Origin of the sequence: Janthinobacterium saanense (assembly GCF_014200675.1) — a bacterium.
Classification (GTDB): domain Bacteria; phylum Pseudomonadota; class Gammaproteobacteria; order Burkholderiales; family Burkholderiaceae_D; genus Janthinobacterium.
The window spans coordinates 1-20,070 of sequence record NZ_JACHCI010000025.1; the positions used below are offsets into that span (position 1 = coordinate 1).

The 20,070-nt window shown below is 59.6% G+C and carries 16 protein-coding genes; 10 read left to right on the forward strand and 6 right to left on the reverse strand.

The window, feature by feature from the left end:
• Positions 1-128: 128 nt before the first annotated feature.
• Positions 129-809, reverse strand: a complete 681-nt coding sequence (locus HDE72_RS24245) for an epoxyqueuosine reductase QueH (RefSeq protein WP_183747151.1) — start codon at positions 807-809, stop codon at positions 129-131.
• Positions 810-983: 174 nt separating this feature from the next.
• On the opposite strand from HDE72_RS24245, the gene metE reads away from it, so the two are divergent.
• Complete coding sequence (metE, locus tag HDE72_RS24250) at positions 984-3,266, forward strand: 5-methyltetrahydropteroyltriglutamate--homocysteine S-methyltransferase (RefSeq protein ID WP_183747153.1); 2,283 nt, start codon at positions 984-986, stop codon at positions 3,264-3,266.
• 34 nt (positions 3,267-3,300) lie between these two features.
• On the opposite strand, the gene HDE72_RS24255 is transcribed toward metE, so the two are convergent.
• Complete coding sequence (locus HDE72_RS24255; protein WP_183747155.1) at positions 3,301-5,565, reverse strand: putative bifunctional diguanylate cyclase/phosphodiesterase; 2,265 nt, start codon at positions 5,563-5,565, stop codon at positions 3,301-3,303.
• A gap of 474 nt (positions 5,566-6,039) precedes the next feature.
• Here HDE72_RS24255 and aroC point away from each other — a divergent pair, with 474 nt between their 5' ends.
• Complete coding sequence (gene aroC, locus HDE72_RS24260) at positions 6,040-7,134, forward strand: chorismate synthase (protein WP_183747170.1); 1,095 nt, start codon at positions 6,040-6,042, stop codon at positions 7,132-7,134.
• 41 nt (positions 7,135-7,175) lie between these two features.
• Here aroC and HDE72_RS24265 read toward each other — a convergent pair whose 3' ends face one another.
• Positions 7,176-8,672 carry an HDOD domain-containing protein gene (locus HDE72_RS24265; protein WP_183747173.1) on the reverse strand — a complete coding sequence of 499 codons (1,497 nt, stop codon included), beginning with the start codon at positions 8,670-8,672 and terminating at the stop codon, positions 7,176-7,178.
• Positions 8,669-10,408, reverse strand: coding sequence for a putative bifunctional diguanylate cyclase/phosphodiesterase (locus HDE72_RS24270; RefSeq protein ID WP_183747176.1), 1,740 nt, complete (start codon positions 10,406-10,408; stop codon positions 8,669-8,671). The genes HDE72_RS24265 and HDE72_RS24270 overlap by 4 nt, the downstream gene beginning before the upstream one ends.
• A gap of 361 nt (positions 10,409-10,769) precedes the next feature.
• Here HDE72_RS24270 and HDE72_RS24275 point away from each other — a divergent pair, with 361 nt between their 5' ends.
• The 4 genes from HDE72_RS24275 (at position 10,770) to HDE72_RS24290 (ending at position 14,158) form a co-directional block, all read left to right on the forward strand.
• Positions 10,770-12,461 carry an isovaleryl-CoA dehydrogenase gene (locus tag HDE72_RS24275; RefSeq protein ID WP_183747179.1) on the forward strand — a complete coding sequence of 564 codons (1,692 nt, stop codon included), beginning with the start codon at positions 10,770-10,772 and terminating at the stop codon, positions 12,459-12,461.
• A gap of 151 nt (positions 12,462-12,612) precedes the next feature.
• Positions 12,613-13,263 (forward strand): uracil phosphoribosyltransferase, encoded by a 651-nt coding sequence (gene upp, locus HDE72_RS24280; protein WP_183747182.1) that lies wholly within the window; start codon positions 12,613-12,615, stop codon positions 13,261-13,263.
• A 33-nt stretch (positions 13,264-13,296) separates the two neighbouring features.
• On the forward strand, positions 13,297-13,659 hold the full coding sequence (locus HDE72_RS24285) for an Hpt domain-containing protein (protein ID WP_183747186.1): 363 nt from the start codon (positions 13,297-13,299) through the stop codon (positions 13,657-13,659).
• Between the two features lie 295 nt (positions 13,660-13,954).
• Positions 13,955-14,158, forward strand: a complete 204-nt coding sequence (locus tag HDE72_RS24290) for a cold-shock protein (protein ID WP_010398811.1) — start codon at positions 13,955-13,957, stop codon at positions 14,156-14,158.
• A 111-nt stretch (positions 14,159-14,269) separates the two neighbouring features.
• Here HDE72_RS24290 and HDE72_RS24295 read toward each other — a convergent pair whose 3' ends face one another.
• Complete coding sequence (locus tag HDE72_RS24295; RefSeq protein ID WP_183747189.1) at positions 14,270-15,169, reverse strand: LysR family transcriptional regulator; 900 nt, start codon at positions 15,167-15,169, stop codon at positions 14,270-14,272.
• Positions 15,170-15,403: 234 nt separating this feature from the next.
• On the opposite strand from HDE72_RS24295, the gene aceB reads away from it, so the two are divergent.
• On the forward strand, positions 15,404-17,002 hold the full coding sequence (gene aceB, locus HDE72_RS24300; RefSeq protein WP_183747192.1) for a malate synthase A: 1,599 nt from the start codon (positions 15,404-15,406) through the stop codon (positions 17,000-17,002).
• Between the two features lie 188 nt (positions 17,003-17,190).
• Here aceB and gloB read toward each other — a convergent pair whose 3' ends face one another.
• Positions 17,191-18,012, reverse strand: a complete 822-nt coding sequence (gloB, locus tag HDE72_RS24305) for a hydroxyacylglutathione hydrolase (protein ID WP_183747195.1) — start codon at positions 18,010-18,012, stop codon at positions 17,191-17,193.
• A 19-nt stretch (positions 18,013-18,031) separates the two neighbouring features.
• Here gloB and HDE72_RS24310 point away from each other — a divergent pair, with 19 nt between their 5' ends.
• From HDE72_RS24310 to dnaQ, 3 genes are all read left to right on the forward strand, one after another.
• The gene (locus tag HDE72_RS24310; RefSeq protein WP_183747198.1) at positions 18,032-18,808 is read left to right on the forward strand and encodes a class I SAM-dependent methyltransferase; all 777 of its coding nucleotides are present in this window, start codon (positions 18,032-18,034) and stop codon (positions 18,806-18,808) included.
• Positions 18,801-19,238, forward strand: coding sequence for a ribonuclease HI (gene rnhA, locus HDE72_RS24315; RefSeq protein ID WP_183747200.1), 438 nt, complete (start codon positions 18,801-18,803; stop codon positions 19,236-19,238). The genes HDE72_RS24310 and rnhA overlap by 8 nt, the downstream gene beginning before the upstream one ends.
• A gap of 87 nt (positions 19,239-19,325) precedes the next feature.
• Positions 19,326-20,042 (forward strand): DNA polymerase III subunit epsilon, encoded by a 717-nt coding sequence (gene dnaQ, locus HDE72_RS24320; RefSeq protein ID WP_183747203.1) that lies wholly within the window; start codon positions 19,326-19,328, stop codon positions 20,040-20,042.
• The last annotated feature ends 28 nt before the right edge of the window (positions 20,043-20,070 follow it).

A 20,070-nucleotide genomic window follows, 5' to 3' on the forward strand; every position in this document is an offset into this window, starting at 1 on the left:
GTCATCGAGCATGCTCGGCAGGTTAACAGCTGAACTTGCCGTTTACAAGACCCAAATAAAAATGCCGTTCAGTCTTAACTGAACGGCATTACAGCATTGATGCTGGCTTTTTTGCACGTTCGTGACTTTTACTTCTCTTCCGGCGTTTCCGTCACTTCCAGCGTGCCATAAAACTTGACGCCCAAATGGATGCGCTCGCGGCCCATGGCGACGCGGTGTTCATTCGTGTCGCGCAGGGAATAGACGCAGCCGCAATACTCTTGCTGGTAAAAATTCTCGCGCTTGCTGATCTCGATCATGCGGGCCGAACCGCCACCCTTGCGCCAGTTGTATTCCCAGTACAGCATGTCGGGGTAGTGGCTGGCCGCGCGCACGCCGCTGCCATTGATCTGCTTCATGTCTTTCCAGCGAGAAATACCCAATGAGCTGGTAATCACGGGAAAACCATGCTCATGGGCATACAGGGCCGTGCGCTCAAAGCGCATGTCGAAGCACATGGTGCAGCGGCGGCCCCGTTCCGGGTCGTTTTCCATGCCCTTGGCGCGCGCAAACCAGTTGTCGCGGTCGTAATCGGCATCGATGAACGGAATATTGAATTTTTCGGCAAAGCGGATATTTTCCTCCTTGCGTAGTTCATATTCCTTGAGCGGATGAATATTCGGATTGTAAAAAAAGATGGTGAAGTCGATACCCGAGGCCACCATGGCTTCCATCACTTCGCCCGAGCAGGGTGCGCAGCAGGAATGCAGCAGCACCTTGTTATTGCCACCAGGCCAGGCCAGTTTTTCGCGGGTGTATTCTTGTTCCATGATGCTATTCCGTCAAGAGAGGGCGTGCGCCTGATCAGTCTGGCACGCCACGTCGATAAAAAGATTACAGGTATCGTTTCACATGAATTTAAATAATGGATGCATTAGATTTTACCATTATTATTAATGAATTGAAGTGTTTATGATGGTGACTATGCAACACAAGGAGTTCTCATGGTCACCACGCATAATCTGGGTTTTCCCCGTATTGGCAGCAAGCGTGAACTGAAATTTGCCCTGGAAGACTACTGGAAGGGCGCCACCACGCGCGAGGCGCTGGAAGGCCTGGGCGCGGAACTGCGTCTGCGCCACTGGCAAGAGCAGCAAGTGCTGGATTTGGTGCCGGTGGGCGACTTTTCTTTCTACGATCAGGTGCTGGACATGAGTTTCACCTTGGGCAACGTGCCCAGGCGCGTGCAAGGCTTGAGCGGCAATGTGCTGGACAACTATTTCCGCGTGGCCCGTGGCCGTTCGGCCAGTGACAGCGATTGCAGCTGCGTGCATGCCGGTGAAATGACCAAATGGTTTGACACCAACTACCACTACATCGTGCCTGAATTCTCGGCCGAGACCCAGTTTGCGCTGGACGCAAGGCGCCTGGTGGAACAGATCGAACAAGCGCGCACACTGGGCGCCAGGATCAAACCTGTGATCATCGGCCCTGTGAGCTATTTGTGGCTGGGCAAGGAAAAAGACGGGTCGAACAAGCTGGCGCTGCTGCCGAAACTGCTGCCTGTGTATGCAGGACTGCTGGCCAGGCTGGCCAGCCTGGGCGTGGAATGGGTACAGATCGATGAGCCAGTGCTGGTCACGGAACTGGATGCCACCTGGAAGCAAGCGTTCGTGACCGCCTACGATGCCTTGCAAGGCGCGCCAGTCAAACTGCTGCTGGCCACGTATTTTGGCAAGCTGCAAGACAATTTGCCGCTGGCCGCCAGCCTGCCGGTGCAAGGCTTGCACGTGGACGCCATCAACGCCCGTGATGAGGTTGCGGCATTGATCACCAAACTGCCGGCGCAGCACGTGCTGTCGCTGGGCGTGGTGAATGGCCGCAATATCTGGAAAACCGATCTGAGCGCGACTCTGGAATGGCTGGAACCTGTCCATGCCACGCTGCAAGAGCGCCTGTGGCTCGCCCCATCGTGTTCCTTGCTGCACGTGCCTGTCGACCTGGACAATGAACAAAAGCTGGACCAGGACATCAAGTCGTGGCTCGCGTATGCCCTGCAAAAACTGCATGAAGTGCAAATACTGTCGGCAGCGCTGAACCATGGTCGTGCCTCGGTGCAAGCCGAACTGGCCGGCAATGCCGCCGCCATCGCCGCCCGCCGCGCTTCGCCGCGCGTACACAATCCTGCCGTCAAAGCTGCGCTTGGCGCCATCGAAAGCCGATTTGGTCAACGCCAGAGCGATTACGCCGAGCGTGCCCGCAAACAAGCGGCGCTGCTGCAATTGCCGGCTTTCCCGACCACCACCATCGGTTCCTTCCCGCAAACGGCGGAAATTCGCCAGGCCCGCAGCCAGTACCGCAGCGGCCAGCTCGACACTTGCGCGTATAAAGCGCTGATGCAGGCAGAAATCGCCCGCTGCGTCAAAGAGCAGGAAGCGCTGGAACTGGACGTGCTGGTGCACGGCGAAGCCGAACGCAACGACATGGTGGAATACTTTGGCGAACAGCTGGATGGCTACGCCTTCAGCCAGTTCGGCTGGGTGCAGTCCTACGGTTCGCGTTGCGTGAAACCGCCTATTCTGTTCGGCGACATCAGCCGTCCCAAAGCCATGACGGTGGAGTGGAGCACCTACGCCCAGTCGCTGACCAGCAAGCCGATGAAAGGCATGCTGACCGGCCCTGTGACGATATTGAACTGGTCCTTCGTGCGCGACGACCAGCCACGTTCGGTATCGTGCTACCAGCTGGCGCTGGCCATGCGTGCAGAAGTGCTGGACCTGGAACAGGCCGGTATCCGCGTGATACAGATCGACGAAGCGGCGCTGCGCGAAGGCTTGCCCCTGCGCAAGGCGCAATGGAAAGAATACCTGGACTGGGCCGTGGCATCGTTCCGCATCACCGCCAACGGCGTGCGCGATGAAACGCAGATCCACACCCATATGTGCTACTCGGCGTTCAACGACATCATTGCGCAGATCGCCGGCATGGATGCCGACGTGATCACCATCGAAACCTCGCGTTCGGACATGGAATTGCTGGACGCCTTCGATGACTTCAAGTATCCGAATCAAATCGGTCCTGGCGTGTACGACATCCACTCGCCGAACATTCCAGGCCAGGAGCAGATCGTCAAGCTGATGCAAAAAGCGGCTGAACGCATCCCGGCGGCCCGCTTGTGGGTCAATCCCGATTGCGGCCTGAAAACGCGCGGCTGGAAAGAGGTGATTCCTGCGCTGCACAATATGGTCGCCGCTGCCAAGACCTTACGGAGCACCGTCAGTGTTTAGGTGGCGTAGTGAGTCCAGCGCTGTCTTTGCGGCTTCAGGCTGCGCCTTGCAGCGCTTCTTCGGTCAGCCATTTGCCCAGTGCGCTGGCGGTCATCGGGCGGGCAAATAGAAATCCCTGGGCCATGGGGCAGCCCAGCGCCTGCAGGATTTGCGCCTGCCGCTCATCTTCCACCCCTTCGGCGATCACGGCCAGGCCCAGGTTGCGGCCCAGCTGAATGACCATTTCAGCGATGCTGCTGCCGCGCGCCGAGCCGGTGATTTCGGTGACGAAGGCGCGGTCTATCTTCAGGCGGTCCACCTGCAGGCGCTGCAGGTAAGACAGCGATGAAAAGCCGGTGCCGAAGTCGTCGATGGCGATGCTCACGCCCGTCTGTTTGATCTGCCACAGCATCTTGATCAAGAGGTCGGGTTCTTCCATCGCCATCGATTCGGTGATTTCCAGTTCGATGAATTCGGGTGGCGCCTGTGTTTCTTCCAGCGCCAGGCGCAGCATTTCCAAAAACAGGGGATGGCGGAACTGCACTTGCGAGACGTTGATCGACATGACGAAGTTGCGGTGGCCCTCGGCGCGCAGCCGCACCAGTTCGCAGCAGGCGGTGCGCAGCACCCATTCGCCCAGCTCGATGATGATGCCCGAGTATTCGGCGATGGGAATAAAACGGTCGGGCGAGATGAACTTGCCATCCGGCGTTTGCCAGCGCAGCAGCGCTTCGGCGCCCACGGCGCGGCGCGTGGACAGGTCGATCTGCGGCTGGTAGACCACAAATAGCTGCTTCTGGCTGAAGGCCGTGCGCAGCGCGTGCATCATGCGCACCCGCTCGCGGATTTCGATGCCCATGCTGCGCGAAAAATAAAAGTGGCCGGCGCGCTGCTGGCTCTTGGCGCGTTTCAGGGCGATATCGGCATCCTTCAAGGCATCGGCGCCCGTGCCGGCATGCTCGCCCAGGCGCACCAGGCCCAAGGTGGCCGATACCTGCACGTCCTGGCCATCGATGCTGAACGGCGTCTGGAACAGGGCCAGGATATTGGCCGGGTTCACCTGCGATGAATCGCCCAGCACACTGAAAATATCGCCACCGAGGCGCGCCACCGTCAGTTGCTCGCCCAGCTGGGTTTGCAGCCGGCCCGCCACGGCCAGCAGCAGCAAGTCGCCAAACTGATGGCCCAGCGCGTCATTGGTTTCGGCAAAGTGGTCCAGGTCGACCAGCGACAGGGTTGCCTCGTCGCGCGCAGGGCCGGCCAGCGCCGTGTCGAGGATTTCCACCAGGCGCGTGCGGTTGGGCAGCTTCGATAGCTGGTCGTAGAAGGCCGCGTTATGCAGATGCGTGACCAGTTCCACGTTGTCGAGCCCGACGGCGACGTTGCTGCAAAAGACTTCGAGCAGGCTTTCATCGATGGCGGAAAGAGGGCGCGGCAGCAGCAGGAAGGCGGCCGCATCGCGGCTGGACTTGCCGGCAAAGTACAGGGTGGCGTAGTCGTGGGCGTACACATTGCGCCGCTGCGCCAGCGTATGGTCGATGGCCTGCGCCACGCGGGCATTGTCGAGCTTGCACAGGGCGCTATGCGGTAGATTGGAAAAAATGCCCGTGCAGGCGCAGACGACCAGCTGCTTGCTGCCGTCGTCGAGCATATCCTGCACGCACAGCACGCCATCGGCGCGTACGCCCAGCAAGTCGGCGATCTGCGCCAGCGCGCCGGCCGAGAAGTTCTGCACGCCGTGTAAAGCCATCAATTGCGTGCTGGCGTGGACAATCTGGTCCAGGCCGCGCCGGCTGCTGCTGATCGCCCGTATCTGCTCATACGAGCGGATGGCCGCCGTCACCGTGGTAAACAGCTTGATGCGCGTCAGTTCGGATTTGGTCTTGTAATCGTTGATGTCGAAATCGCGGATGGCGTCGATTTCCGGTGCATAGCCGGGCTGGCCGGTGCGCAGGATGATGCGCACGTCGGTCATTTTCAGGGTTTCGCGGATATAGCGTACTAAATGCAGGCCCGCATCATCCTGTTCCATCACCACGTCGAGCAGGATGACGGCGATGTCGGTTTCATGCTTGAGCTGCTCGCGCGCCTGCGCTGCCGAATAGGCATGCACGAATTCCAGCGGACGGTGCTGCATTTCCAGGTTGCCGAGGGCAAAAGTGGTGGTGGAGTGGACATCTTCATCGTCGTCGATGATCATCACTCTCCAGACGCTGCGCAGCGCGGCGGCGGAGGCTGGCGGCGGTGCTTGCTCATCGAGGAATACCAGGTCGTCGTGATCGTCCTTGTTGGCATCAAGGGGCATGATCGGTTCAGGCATGTAATAGCTCTCCAGGATGACTTGATATTATTGCGAGCGCATCAGAAATGTGCATGGCGTTGTTGCACCGCCTTGCCGTACTGGCGTACTGTCTTCGGCGGTGCGCCTAGCCCTGCACATTTCTGATGTGCTCTCGGCGCATACCAAAAAATCAAAAAAACAAGGCATTACTCTCGCCATTTCTGATGCAGCTCTTGTTGCTTACCCCAATAAAAGTCGCATGTCGGGGATTTTGTTATACGCTCTCATTCAAGTATATAGCGATTTAATAAGCACTATGCTTTTTTAAATCTATGCCGTGGGGCAATATTTCTGTACTGGCATAAATACAACTGTAATAGATGATTTTTGATATTTAAAATGCATCAAGCCTTTCATTTCCCTGCACCATGTTGTAGAGAATGTGGCGATAGCGGTCTGGCGCGCCGTGTAGACTGGTAGAATTGCGTTTTCCAGTCTTCACAATTTCCTACTATGTCCGGCAATTCATTTGGCAAGCTGTTTACTGTTACCACTTTCGGCGAATCGCATGGCCCGGCTATCGGCTGCGTGATCGACGGCTGCCCGCCGGGCCTGGTCTTGTCGGAAGCCGATATCCAGCCTGAACTGGACCGCCGCAAACCGGGCACTTCGCGCCACGTGACGCAGCGCCAGGAATCCGATACGGTCGAGATACTGTCCGGCGTGTACCAGGGCGTAACGACCGGTACGCCGATTGCGCTGCTGATCCGCAACGAAGACCAGCGCAGCAAGGATTACGGCAATATCGCCGAAAGCTTCCGCCCCGGTCATGCAGACTATACCTATTGGCATAAATATGGCGTACGCGATCCGCGCGGCGGTGGCCGCTCGTCGGCGCGCCTGACGGCGCCGGTGGTGGGCGCGGCGGCGATTGCCAAGAAATGGCTGCTACAGCAATATGGCACCACCTTCAAGGGCTGCATGAGCCAGCTGGGCGATATTCCCGTGCCGTTTGAATCCTGGGAGCATGTGCATGCCAATCCTTTTTTTGCGGCCAGCGGCGACGCCGATCTGATCGCGCGCATGGAAGCGGCGATGGACCAGCTGCGCCGCGATGGCGATTCCATCGGCGCCCGTATCGATGTGATTGCGCAAAACGTGCCGGTCGGCCTGGGCCAGCCCATCTACGACAAGCTGGACGCCGACATCGCCTACGCGATGATGGGCATCAACGCCGTCAAGGGCGTGGAAATCGGCGCCGGTTTTGATTCCGTGGCGCAAAAAGGCTCGGAACACGGCGATGAACTGACGCCAGAAGGTTTTATCGGCAATAACGCCGGTGGCGTGCTGGGAGGTATTTCTACCGGGCAAGACATCAGCGTGTCGATTGCCATCAAGCCCACCTCGTCGATCCGCACGCCGCGCCGTTCGATCGATAAGGAAGGTAACCCTGTGATGGTGGAAACCTTCGGCCGCCACGACCCCTGCGTCGGCATCCGCGCCACGCCGATTGCCGAAGCCATGCTGGCGCTGGTGCTGATCGACCACGCCCTGATGTACCGCGCCCAGTGCGGTGATGTCAGTGTAACTACGCCGAAGCTGAAGTGATTTGAGTTTCGTCGGATCAAGGCCTGCGGCCCTGATCCGACTTACGCCACCTTGTTTGCTACCAACTCCAATTGGTGGCGCATCTCCACCGACTGCACCAGCAAGGCCCGGATATCGTTGATCAGGTTGAATTCCGTCTGGTTCAGCTGGATGGGCGGGAAGCTGTCGTCCCAGTCGCCATATAAAAATCCCGTCGGGTGGCCGTTGGCCGACAGCGGCAGCACCACGAAGCTGCGCGCTTCCGACAGGGTGGACTTCCACCATTGCGGCAGCTTGGCGGCGAATTTCGGGTCGCGCGCATTGTCGATGAAGATCACGCGGTCGCTATTGAGGGCCGCATGGAACACGTTCGGCTCGTAGGCGTCGCCAAACACCATCAAATCCTGCAGGTCGGCCATGCCTTCGCCCATGCTGATGCGGGCCGAATACAAATGATCCTTATGGTTGCGCACGAAGGCCACCGAGCGTGAAAAATCAAAGCCCTGGTGCAGCGTTTCCAGCGCCATCGAGACCATCTGCCCAGGCGTGGCGCTGCCGATGGCGCCGCGCAGATCGGCCAGGCCGCTGATCAGGATGCGGTTGCCTTCGGCGCGCAAGCGCGTCGACGCCAGTTGCTGCGCGCGCCGTTCGGCCGGCTTCGACAACGGCGCAATCGACAGGTCGGCGGCGGCCATCGCTTTTGCCTTTTCCACCGCCGCACCCAGCTCGTCGACTGCTATGCCCAGCATGCCCGAATAATTTTCGATCAGCGCGTGCACCTGGGCCGCGCCGGCTGCATCGTCGTGCCACAGCGAGTCGGCGCAGCGTGCGGCCATGGTCGACACGCCGGCCATCCAGTCGGCGCCGGTAGCAGGAGTGTCCTCCACCGAGGCTTCCAATGGACGCATGCCATTGATCAGGTGTTGCGGCAAGCCCCAGTGGGCCGCCGTGGCGTACCCCACTTCGGGCAGCGACAGGCCGAGGATTTCGCGCGCGGCTGCCGCTTCATTGCCGGGGCCTGCGTGCGCCTGCATGCGGGCCCAGAAATCCGTCATGTAAAACGTCACCATCATGCGGCCCAGGGTGTGCAGCATGGAGCAGACCACGGCCTGTTCTGCTTGCAGGCTGCCGGCGCTGGTGGCCACCTGTTGCGCCACCATGCCTGCCAGCACGGCCTTTTCCATCTCGACGTGGGCGCTGACCGAGTCCGGCGTGGCTTGCGACAATTCTTCGATCAGTTTCAGGCCCAGCGCCAGATGGCCGATGGCGTCGATCCCCAGCACCAGCACGGCTTTCGAGACCGTGTTGACGCGCTGGCCGAAAGCCGAATACATGCCGCTATTGGCCAGGCGCAATACCTTGTGCGTCAGGACAGGATCCGACAGCACCGTTTGCGTCATGTCGAATTCGTGGTCATCCTCGCCGCGCATGGCGCCCAGGATGGCGCTGATGGCCTTGGCGAAGCCGGGCATGTCACCTTGCTGGCGGGTGCGCGCCCATAGCAGTTCCAGGGTGTTCTTGCCGAGCTGCGTAGGCGCCGTGTACTGGCCTGGATTCATGACACACCTCCGCGCAGTGCATGGTCTGACGGCGCGGAAACCAGCGTCGCATAGGTTTTTTCGCTGAGTGCCGCCAGTGCGGCATGGGCCGGCATCGGTTTGCCCGTCAGATAGCCCTGTATATAGTGGCAGCCACGTGATTCCATGAAATGCATTTGTTCTTCAGTTTCTACACCCTCGGCCACGACCGACAGATTCAAGTGCTTGGCCAGGTCGAGGATGGTGTTGCAGATCGCCGCGTCCTTGCTGGACTCGGGCAGATCCTTGATAAAGGTACGGTCTATCTTCAGCACGGAAATCGGGAAGCGCTTCAGATAGGCCAGTGATGAATAGCCGGTGCCAAAATCGTCGATGGCGATGCGCGCGCGGCGTTCCGTCATTTTAACGAGGATGGTTTCTGCGTGCACGGGATCGATCATCAAGGTGCCCTCTGTGATTTCCAGCACCAGGTGCTCGCCCGACAGGCCCGAAAAGGCGATGGCGTCGTCCAGCACGTCGAGGAATTTGTCGTTGCGGAACTGGCGCGGACTGATATTGACCGAGATATACAGCGCCCGCTGCGCCACTTCCTGGAATTGCTTGAGCTGCACGCAGGCTGCTTTCAGCGCCCAGGCGCCCAGCAGGTTGATCAAGCCGTTCGCTTCGGCAATGGGAATGAAGCGCACGGGCGGCACCAGGCCCAGGGTAGGGTGCTTCCAGCGCATCAAGGTCTCGAAACCCTGGATCTGGCGCGTGTGCGCGTCCACGATGGGCTGGTAGTACAGCAAAAACTCGCCTTCGCGCACGGCCTGGAACATGGCCGCTTCCAGCGAGATATCGTGTTCGGACGGGCTGTTCAGGCGCGGGCTGTAGACCAGGCAGCGGGCCTTGCCGGTTTCCTTGGCGCGCGACATGGCCGCATCGGCCAGCGCCACCAGGCGCACTTCGTCTTCGGCATGCAGCGGGTAAATCGACACGCCGACCGAGGCGCCCACGTAGATCGTGTGGCCGTCGACTTCGAACGGCGCCTGCAAGGTGGCCAGCAAACGGCCCGTCACCAGCTTGATCTGCGCGTCGGTAGCGCTTCCAGGCAGGACCGCAACAAATTCATCACCGCCCACGCGAGCCAGGGTGTCGCTGTCGCGCAGGGTCTTGCGCAGGCGCGCGGCGGCCAGGCGCAGCACGGCGTCGCCAACCGGGTGGCCGAGTCCATCGTTGACCTTTTTAAAGCCATCGAGGCCGATGGTGGCCACCGAGAAGCCCTGGCCCGAGCGCGCGGCCTGGGCGATCACCATGCGGATACGGTCCGACAGCAGCAAGCGATTGGGCAAACCCGTGAGCGCATCGTGCGTGGCCATATGCCGCAGCCGTTCTTCCGTATTGTGCTGGGCCGAGGTATCGCGCCCGACCACCAGCAGTTCGACGATGCCGGTCTGGCTGATATACGAAGAAATACGTAGTTCGAACCAGATTTCCTGGTCTGGCGTTTGCAGCCGCACTTCCAGCCGGCCCGGTTCTTCCAGGGCGTCTTCCAGCGCAGCCTGCAGCGCCGCGCGCGACGCTTCCGTGGCCAGTGGCAGTAATGGACGGCCGGCCAGGCCTGCCGGCGCACCGAACAGCGTGGCTGCGCGGCGGCTGGCAAACAGGATCACGCCGTGCGCATCGAGCCGGAACACGATGTCGCCTGCCTCTTCCATGAGGTTATCCAATTCTAGACGAGCCTCGCGGTGGGCGGCGGATGGGGTACTGGAAAACATCGTGCTGGCTTTTACCTTATCGTTCAGTATTGACCACCCTGCAATCGGCAGGCTGGCCAGGAAATTCACACCATCTTCATTGCAGCTTGCTGGCTGCTTGCGCTATCAAATGTCAGTTGACCCAGACGAAATGTATCATTGAAAAGCCCCCAATTACATGAAATAAAGCAACATTCCTTCAGCTTGCATGGGGGATTTCATAAATAAGACTTTCTTTTCCTGAAAAACCTTGTGCAAGGGGCCGCACGGCAAGCCGCTTGCCCTGACCTGGTCTTTGCGCTAGTCTGGCTGACAGACGGTTTTTTGCCTGCTGCCAGCTTGGCAGGGGCGCCATGATAGCAAACCGCACCGGAGACCCGCCATGAATGCTTACGACACGCATGAAGTTTTCAACCAGGCCACGCCCTTCGAGAACGTCAATCTGTTCGCCTGCGACCCGGCCCTGATCGAGGCGGTCTTGCGCGAGGGCGGCGGGGCGGCGCTACCGGAACTGACCGCGCTGGGCGAAAAGCTGGGGCGCGCGGACACCCTGGCGCTGGCGCGGCTGGCCAACATCCACACGCCGCAATTGCAGCAATTCGACCGGGCCGGGCGGCGCATCGATGAAGTGGCCTTTCACCCGGCCTGGCATGAATTGATGGCCATCCTGGTCGGCGCCGGTGCGCATAACGCGCCATGGGCCGCACCGGGCCCAGGCGCCCAGGTGGCGCGCGCGGCCACCTATTTATTAGTCGGGCAAGTGGAAAACGGCACGCAGTGCCCGCTGACGATGACCTATGCTTCGGTGCCGGCGCTGCGCCTGGCCACGCATCTGCCGCAGATCGCCGCGCGCTGGCTGCCCAAGATACTGTCGCGCGAGTACGATCCACGCTCTTTGCCGGTGGAGCAGAAGCGGGGCGCCCTGATCGGCATGGGCATGACGGAAAAGCAGGGCGGCTCGGATGTGCGTAGCAATACTACCTATGCCGAGCCGGTGTCCTTGCCTGAGGCACAAGCGCTGTTTGGCGAGCAGGCGGAACACGTCTGGCGCATCGTCGGCCACAAATGGTTTTTTTCGGTGCCGCAAAGCGACGCCCATCTGATCCTGGCGCAAACGGAGAGCGGCAGCAGCGCTGGCCTGTCGTGCTTTTTCGTGCCCCGCTTTTTGCCTGATGGCAGCCGTAACCAGATCCGCGTGCAGCGCCTGAAAGACAAGCTGGGCAACCGTTCGAACGCGTCGTCGGAAGTGGAATTTACGGGTGCCTACGGCTGGCTGGTGGGTGCGCAGGGCCGGGGCATACCGACCATATTGGAAATGGCCAGCCATACGCGCCTCGATTGCGTGCTGGGCAGTGCCGGCATCATGCGCGCCGCCTTGACGCAGGCCTTGCACCATGCGCGCCAGCGGGCCGTGTTCGGCAAGCCGCTGGTGGAGCAGCCGCTGATGCGCAACGTGCTGGCCGACCTGGCGCTGGAATCGGAAGCGGCGACTGTCTTTGCCTTGCGTCTGGCGCGCTGCTTCGATGAAAAGCACGATGAACAGCAAGCCGTGCTGGCGCGCGTGCTGACGCCGGCCGGCAAATACTGGATCTGCAAGCGCGGTCCCGGCTTTGGCGCCGAGGCGATGGAAGTGCTGGGCGGTACCGGCTACGTGGAAGATGCGCCGCTGGCCCGGCTGTACCGCGAACTGCCCGTCAATTCGATCTGGGAGGGCTCGGGCAATGTGATGTGCCTGGACGTGCTGCGCGCCTTCGGCAAGTCGCCCGCCGCGCGCGAGGCGCTGCAGGCAGAGCTGGCGCTGGCGGGCGAGGGCGAACCCGCGTTTGTTGCTTATCGTAATCAGCTGCTGGCCGATCTGGAGGGGCCGCAAGCCGATGAATTTGGCGCGCGCCGCCTGGCCGAGCGCATCGTGCTGGCGGTGCAGGCCGCCTTGCTGCTGCGCCATGCGCCACCGTTTGTTGCCCAGGCTTTTGTGCTATCGCGGCTGGTGCAGGCGCCGGGCGGGGCCTATGGACGCTTGCCGGCAGGCACGGATTGCAGCGCCATCCTGGCGCGGGCGCTGCGTGAATATTGAGCTTGAATTGCAGCTGACATGCGATTATTTCTAAAATTACAGCCACAGCGGCGCTGTGGGCTGGGATAATGCTGCAATCCATTATTTTATCGACACCCGGCGCGCTTGCGATGCAATCATCTCGCCGCGCTTGGAACAAGAGAGAGAACATATGAAACAAGATCCGCGCTTTCCCAATCTCTTCATTACCGACCATCCGCTGATCCAGCACAAACTGAGCCATATGCGCGAGCACGACACGTCGACGCGCACTTTCCGTGAGTTGCTCAAAGAAATCACCTTGCTGATGGGCTATGAGATCACGCGCGACCTGCCGCTGACGACACGCGAAATCAAAACTCCGCTGGTGACCATCGATGCGCCAGTTATTGCTGGCAAGAAATTGGCTATCGTCCCCATCCTGCGCGCCGGCATCGGCATGAGCGATGGCTTGCTGAACCTGCTGCCGTCGGCCCGCGTGGGCCATATCGGTGTGTACCGCGACCCTGCCACGCACATGCCCGTGGAATACCTGGTGCGCCTGCCAGACCTGAATGAGCGTACCTTCATCCTGTGCGACCCGATGGTGGCGACCGGCAATTCGGCCGTGTATGCCGTCGATGTGCTGAAAAAACGCGGCGTGACCGATGAGCAAATCGTTTTCCTGTCGCTGGTGGCGGCTCCCGAAGGCGTGACCGTGTTCCAGAACGCGCATCCAAACGTCAAGATGTTTACTGCTGCGCTCGATTCGCATCTGGATGAGCACGCTTACATTGTGCCGGGCCTGGGCGATGCGGGTGACCGCATCTTCGGCACCAAGTAATTAAACTACCGCTATAAGCTCGCGAGGACTGCCATGGCTACCTTGATCGACCCGGATTTCCGCGCCCGTTTGCGCGCCTTGAATGACAAGTACGCCGCCGGCGTGCCTGGCTTGATGCAAGCCATCGCCACGGCGCGCGAGCGCTGCGACAGCGAAGGCCCGCGGCTGGAACAACTGACGGCGCTGCACCGCGCCTTGCATGCAGTGGCCGGTTCGGCCTCCACTTTCGGCTTTGCGGCACTGGGGCAAGAATGCCGGCGCCTGGAGCAGCTGGTGCGCGGCTTGCTCAACGAGCCGGGCGAGGTGCTGGCCGAATGGCCGGTCCTGAGCGCGCAGGTGGGCGGTCTGCTGCGCTGGGCGGCGCACGATGCAGCCGCGTCCACCTATCAGGCCTAGGCCTCCTACACGCGGCGTGGTCAAATTAATACATTTGATATAACGCAAAGCGTGCGCGCGAAGGATTGAGATATAGTGTCTCCATGCCGCTGGTACAGGGCGCCGCAAGACGGGGATTTGGCTATTAAAGTAGTGTTCGCAAGTTTATTTTGCGAAAGAATGGTTTTTCTCAGTTTTGTTGGTATAATTGGGCATCGTTGGATTCGAGGTAGTAGTGCAGTTTGTCTGTCATTTCTTTCTTGCTTCAAACGATATAACGGGCGCAAGCCCAACTTAACTGAAATAGGAAATTGTAATGGCAACTGGCATCGTAAAATGGTTCAATGATTCGAAGGGTTTCGGCTTTATTACCCCTGACGAAGGCGGCGAAGATCTGTTCGCTCACTTCTCGGCTATCCAGTCGAACGGCTTCAAGTCCCTGCAAGAGAACCAACGCGTTTCTTTTGAAGTGACTGCTGGCCCTAAAGGCAAGCAAGCTTCGAACATTCAGCCAATCTAATACGCTGGATCAAACGAAATAAAGAAATCCTCGGTCTCCGAGGATTTTTTTTCGCCTGCATTTTCGTAAAACAGGCATTTCGCCTGCATTTTCCTCCCCAGCCATCCTTCTCTAGCGCCAATACCTCGGCTGGGCATAGCTATGGCGCAAGAAGTCGACAAAGGCGCGGATGCGCAAGGGCAGGTGGCGGCGCTGCGCGAACACGGCGTAGATGTCATTGCCCGGTGCAGCGTACTGGTCCAGCACCGTGACCAGTTGTCCTGAAGCGATCTCGGCGCCCACTTCCCACATCGAGCGCCAGGCCAGTCCCTTGCCCGCCAAGGCCCAGTCATGCAGCACTTCACCATCATTGCACACCATATTGCCCGTGACTTTCAAGGTCAGGTTCTTGCCGTTTTCGCGGAAGGTCCAGCCCCGCTGGCTGCCTTCGCTGCTGATCGCCAGGCAATTATGCTTGGCTAGATCCGCTGGCACCAAGGGGGTGCCGGCTCGCTTCAGGTAGGTGGGCGAGGCCACCAGCACGCGCTGGTTATCGGCCAGCTTGGTGCTGACCAGCGAGGAATCGGACAGGCTGGCGATGCGGATGGCCACGTCGATGCCTTCGCCGATCAAATCGACCAGCCTGTCGTTCAGGTTCAGCGACACCGTCAAGTCGCGGTGTTCGGCCAGGAAAGAGGGCAGCAGCGGCGCCACGTGATGGCGGCCAAAGCCGGCTGGCGCAGAAATCAGCAAATGGCCGCGCGCCTGCACGCTGCGCACGGCCACGGCCGATTCCGCTTCTTCCAGTTCGCCCAGGATGCGCTGGCAATCTTCCAGAAAGGCCGCGCCCTCATTCGTCAGCGCCAGCTTGCGCGTGGTGCGCTGCAAGAGTTTCACACCCAGCCGCTCTTCCAGCGCATCGAGGCGGCGCCCTATCATGGCTGGTGCGATGCCTTCCGCGCGCGCTGCCGCCGACAGGCTGCCTTTGGCGACCACATCCACGAAGGTAGAGATTTGCCTGAATTGCCCCATGGCCTGTGTTTTCCTCACTTGTGATAAAAACGCATAGATGAAGTGATTTTTAATCTCGTTTCCATGCCTTATAGTGCATTACTATAAAACAAAAGCGCTGCGGAACGACGCATTTTCTTGCGATCCCTAGCCGTGCCTGCGCAGTATTTCCGCCTATAGTGCGATGAGCAGATTGCTGTTCAGATTATTTTCGCTTTATTTTTCGCTTTATTTCTATTCATATTGGAGAACTTCATGACGCACGCCCCCATTGTCCTGCCTGACGGCATGCAAATTAGCGGTGAAATCAAGCCTGGCTATGCACAGATATTGACGCCAGAAGCGCTGGCGCTGGTGGCCAGGCTGACGCGCGCCTTCGAGCCGCGCCGCCAGGAATTGCTGGCCGTGCGCGTGGAGCGCGCCAAGCGCCTCGATGCGGGCGAGCGTCCGGATTTCCTGCCTGAAACGGCGCATATCCGCGATGGCGACTGGAAGATTGCACCGATACCGCAAGCGCTGGAATGCCGCCGCGTGGAAATCACGGGTCCGGTCGAGCGCAAAATGGTCATCAACGCCTTCAATTCGGGCGCCGACAGCTATATGACGGACTTCGAAGACTCGAACACGCCCAACTGGGACAACCAGATTACGGGCCAGATCAATATGTTCGACGCCGTGCGCAAGACAATTTCGCTGGAGCAGAACGGCAAATCCTACAAGCTGAACGACAAGATCGCGACCTTGGTCGTGCGTCCGCGCGGCTGGCACCTCGATGAAAAACACGTGCTGGTCGACGGCAAGCGCATTTCCGGCGGCATTTTTGATTTTGCCCTGTTCATGTTTCATAACGCCAAAGAACAATTGGCGCGCGGCGCCGGTCCGTATTTCTATTTGCCGAAAATGGAATCGCACCTGGAAGCGCGTTTGTGGAACGATATTTTCGTCATGACGCAAGAGGAACTGGGCTTGCCGCAAGGCACGATCAAGGCCACGGTCCTGATTGAAACCATTTTGGCGGCGTTTGAAATGGATGAAATCCTGTATGAATTGCGCGAACATAGCTCGGGCCTGAATGCGGGCCGCTGGGATTACATCTTTTCATGCATCAAGAAATTCAAGCTGGACAAGGATTTCTGCCTGGCCGACCGCGCCAAGGTCACTATGACGGCGCCCTTCATGCGCGCCTACGCCTTGCTGCTGCTGAAGACTTGCCACAAGCGCGGCGCGCCAGCCATCGGCGGCATGGCAGCCTTGATCCCGATCAAGAACGATCCTGAAAAGAACGATATCGCCATGGGCGGCGTGCGCACCGACAAGGCGCGCGACGCCACCGATGGTTATGACGGCGGCTGGGTTGCCCATCCTGGTCTGGTCGAGCTGGCCATGGGCGAGTTCACCAAAGTGTTGGGCGACCAGCCGAACCAGATCGGCAAGCAGCGCCCCGATATCGATGTCAAGGCAGCCGATTTGCTCAATTTCCAGCCGGAAGCGCCGATCACGGAAGCGGGCTTGCGCTACAACATCAACGTGGGCATCCATTACCTGGGCAGCTGGCTGGCCGGCAACGGTTGCGTGCCCATCCATAACCTGATGGAAGACGCCGCCACGGCCGAAATCAGCCGCTCGCAAGTGTGGCAATGGATACGTTCGAGCAAGGGCGTGCTGGAAGACGGCCGCAAGGTCACGGCCGAAATGGTGCGCAGCATGATTCCGGAAGAACTGGCCAAGGTCCAGCGCAACGCCCCCGGCGGCAACGGACCGACTTACGTGCGCGCCGGCCAGATTTTCGAGCAAATGTCGACCTCGGAAGAGTTTGCTGAATTTCTGACCCTGCCGCTGTACGAAGAGATTTGATTGGTAGATTTCTCTGAGTCATAAAAAACCGGAGTTTTCTCCGGTTTTTTTATGCAGTAAAAATTACGGCGCCGGATAAAACCGTAGCGAGCGGAAGGAAGAGGTGGCCAAGAAGCGCAACCGTACTAAAGTACGGTGAGCATCGCAGGCTGCCTATGCCGACGCGCAGTAGGTTTTATCCGGTGCTATCAGAAATTATTTTTCCACATGCGCAAGGCTGCAAAGGCTTCCACAGGCGACGCATCGGCTGCCAATTTCCCTTCCACTTTCAGGCTGGCCAGGATGGCTGGCTCCTTGTAGCGTAGGAAGGGATTGGTGGCTTTTTCCATGGCGATGGTCGACGGCACGGTAGGCAGGCCTTGCTGGCGTTTTTCCGTATCGATGGCGACCCTTTCTTGCAAGGCAAGATTGCCTGGCTCGACGGCGCTGGCAAAGCGCAGATTGGACAAGGTGTACTCATGGGCGCAAAATACCTCGGTATCGTCGGGCAGGGCGGCCAGCTTGCCCAGCGAGTCGGCCATTTGCCCCGGCGTGCCCTCAAACAGGCGGCCACAGCCGCCGGCAAACAGGGTGTCGCCGGAAAACAGCCAGGGCGCGCCGCTGCGTTCGTCGCGCTGGCGCACATAGGCAATATGCCCTTTGGTGTGGCCGGGCACGTCGATCACGGTCAGCTGCAAGCCCAGCTCGCGCACGTAGGCGACATCGCCTTCGGCAAGAGGTTCCGTGATGGCTGTGATAGCTTCATTGCGCGGGCCGAAGACGGGCACGGCGAAATGCTGCAACAATTCAGGAACGCCTCCGGTGTGGTCGGCGTGGTGATGAGTCAGTAAAATGGCGCACAATGTCAGCTGATGAGCTTTGAGCGCATCGAGGATGACCATCGCATCGCCCGGGTCGACCACGGCGGCATGCGTGCCGTCATGGATCAGCCACAGGTAGTTGTCGGCAAAGGCTGGCACGGCAAGTACCGATAAAGTGTGTGATAAGGTTTGTACGGGGGAATGGATCATAGGCAAGAAAGAAAACTGAATGGACAGTGTGGCATCCGAAAAATCCATTATAGCGCTTGATGGCTGGTTACAAACACCGGCCGGTCTCTACGTGCGCGCGTGGGAGCAGCAATGCCTCGATAGTTTGACGGCCGATATCTTCGGTTTTAATGCCGTGCAGATCGGTTTGCCGCAGTTTGATGCGCTCGCTGCCAGCCGTATGCCGAACAAATGGCTGCTCGATTCCCGCTTGCCCGCGCAACCGGCTCAGGACAGCCGGGTCAAGCTGGTGGCCGCCTTCGACGAGTTGCCGTTCGAATCGCAAAGCCTGGATCTGGTGGTGTTGCCGCATGTGCTGGAATTTGCCGCCGAGCCGCACCAGGTCTTGCGCGAAGTCGAACGCGTGCTGATCCCGGAAGGGCGCTTGATCGTCTGCGGTTTCAATCCGGCCAGCCTGTGGGGCGCGCGCCAGGGTTTGGGCCGCCTCACGGGCCGCCATTATTTGCCGAAGGCGGGTGAGCTGATTTCCATGCCACGCATGAAAGACTGGTTAAAATTGCTGAACATGGGCGTGAGCCGCAGCCATTTCGGCTGTTATGCACCCGCCTGCAAGACGGAAAAATGGCTGCGCCGCAACGCCTTCATGGACAAGGCCGGCGCGCGCTGGTGGCCATATCTGGGTGCAGTGTATATAGTGCAGGCGATCAAGCGCGTCAAAGGGATGCGCTTGATCGGTCCGGCGTGGACCAAAAAACCGGCGACGGCCTCCGCAGGCGCACCGGTCACTAATAAAAGGCGGGAACAGCAAGATGGATAAGGTTGAAATTTACGCCGACGGCGCATGCAAGGGCAATCCCGGCACCGGCGGCTGGGGCGCGCTGATGGTTGCCGATGGCGCCAAGAAAGAAATCTACGGCGGCGAATTGAACACGACCAATAACCGCATGGAATTGAAGGCCGTGATCGAGGCATTGACGGCGCTCAAGCGCCCTTGCCAGGTGGTGATGTACACCGATAGCCAATACGTGCAAAAGGGCATCAGCGAGTGGATCCATGGCTGGAAGGCACGCGGCTGGAAAACCGCCGCCAAGGCGCCCGTGAAAAACGTCGACCTGTGGCAAGCGCTGGACGCGGCCCAGGCCGTGCATACCATGGAATGGCGCTGGGTACGCGGCCACAACGGCCATCCGGGCAATGAACGGGCCGATCAACTGGCGAATATGGGTGTTGAAACGGTCAGAGCGTGAGTTAAAAAGTAGCAGCAATACATAAGCGAAGGGCACAGCTTTGTTATACTGTGACCTTCGCTTTTTGCTTTTACGAATGAGTCTGCCATGCGTCAAATTGTTCTCGATACTGAAACCACCGGCCTGAACCCACGCACGGGCGACCGCATCCTGGAGATCGGCGCGGTAGAGTTGAATAACCGCATGCTGACCGGGAACAACTTCCATTACTACATTAATCCCGAGCGTGATTCGGAAGAGGGCGCATTGGCGGTCCACGGATTGACCACCGAATTCCTCAGCGACAAACCGAAATTCGCCGAAATCGTCGAAGAGTTTCGCGCCTACATCGCCGACGCCGAACTGATCATCCACAACGCGCCCTTCGATATCGGCTTCCTGAACGCCGAATTCAAGCGCCTGAACCTGCCACCTATTCATGAACACGTGCATGGCGTGATCGACACCCTGGTGCAAGCAAAAGAAATGCACCCCGGCAAGCGCAACTCGCTCGATGCCCTGTGCGACCGCTACGGCGTCTCCAACGCCCACCGCAAGCTGCACGGCGCGCTGCTGGACTCCGAATTGCTGGCCGACGTCTACCTGGCCATGACGCGCGGCCAGAACAGCCTCAGCATGGATGAAGAAGTGGAAGTTGCGGCAGACGGCGCCGTGCTGGAAATCGTGCCCCTGGCCGACATCATCTTCCAGCCCGCCAGCGCCGACGAAATCGCCGCCCACGAAAGCACCATCGCCGGCCTGGACAAAGCCGTCAAAGGTCAATGCATCTGGACCGCTGTCAGCACGCCAGCGGTAGCCGCCTGATAAAAACGGCGCCAAGCAAAATTTCCCG

What these genes read in the sequence shown, in the direction of transcription:
- HDE72_RS24245 (WP_183747151.1), bottom strand. Translation starts at nt 809, where the DNA reads ATGGAACAAGAATACACCCGCGAAAAACTGGCCTGGCCTGGTGGCAAT.
- metE (WP_183747153.1), top strand. Translation starts at nt 984, where the DNA reads ATGGTCACCACGCATAATCTGGGTTTTCCCCGTATTGGCAGCAAGCGT.
- HDE72_RS24255 (WP_183747155.1), bottom strand. Translation starts at nt 5,565, where the DNA reads ATGCCTGAACCGATCATGCCCCTTGATGCCAACAAGGACGATCACGAC.
- aroC (WP_183747170.1), top strand. Translation starts at nt 6,040, where the DNA reads ATGTCCGGCAATTCATTTGGCAAGCTGTTTACTGTTACCACTTTCGGC.
- HDE72_RS24265 (WP_183747173.1), bottom strand. Translation starts at nt 8,672, where the DNA reads ATGAATCCAGGCCAGTACACGGCGCCTACGCAGCTCGGCAAGAACACC.
- HDE72_RS24270 (WP_183747176.1), bottom strand. Translation starts at nt 10,408, where the DNA reads ATGTTTTCCAGTACCCCATCCGCCGCCCACCGCGAGGCTCGTCTAGAA.
- HDE72_RS24275 (WP_183747179.1), top strand. Translation starts at nt 10,770, where the DNA reads ATGAATGCTTACGACACGCATGAAGTTTTCAACCAGGCCACGCCCTTC.
- upp (WP_183747182.1), top strand. Translation starts at nt 12,613, where the DNA reads ATGAAACAAGATCCGCGCTTTCCCAATCTCTTCATTACCGACCATCCG.
- HDE72_RS24285 (WP_183747186.1), top strand. Translation starts at nt 13,297, where the DNA reads ATGGCTACCTTGATCGACCCGGATTTCCGCGCCCGTTTGCGCGCCTTG.
- HDE72_RS24290 (WP_010398811.1), top strand. Translation starts at nt 13,955, where the DNA reads ATGGCAACTGGCATCGTAAAATGGTTCAATGATTCGAAGGGTTTCGGC.
- HDE72_RS24295 (WP_183747189.1), bottom strand. Translation starts at nt 15,169, where the DNA reads ATGGGGCAATTCAGGCAAATCTCTACCTTCGTGGATGTGGTCGCCAAA.
- aceB (WP_183747192.1), top strand. Translation starts at nt 15,404, where the DNA reads ATGACGCACGCCCCCATTGTCCTGCCTGACGGCATGCAAATTAGCGGT.
- gloB (WP_183747195.1), bottom strand. Translation starts at nt 18,012, where the DNA reads ATGATCCATTCCCCCGTACAAACCTTATCACACACTTTATCGGTACTT.
- HDE72_RS24310 (WP_183747198.1), top strand. Translation starts at nt 18,032, where the DNA reads ATGGACAGTGTGGCATCCGAAAAATCCATTATAGCGCTTGATGGCTGG.
- rnhA (WP_183747200.1), top strand. Translation starts at nt 18,801, where the DNA reads ATGGATAAGGTTGAAATTTACGCCGACGGCGCATGCAAGGGCAATCCC.
- dnaQ (WP_183747203.1), top strand. Translation starts at nt 19,326, where the DNA reads ATGCGTCAAATTGTTCTCGATACTGAAACCACCGGCCTGAACCCACGC.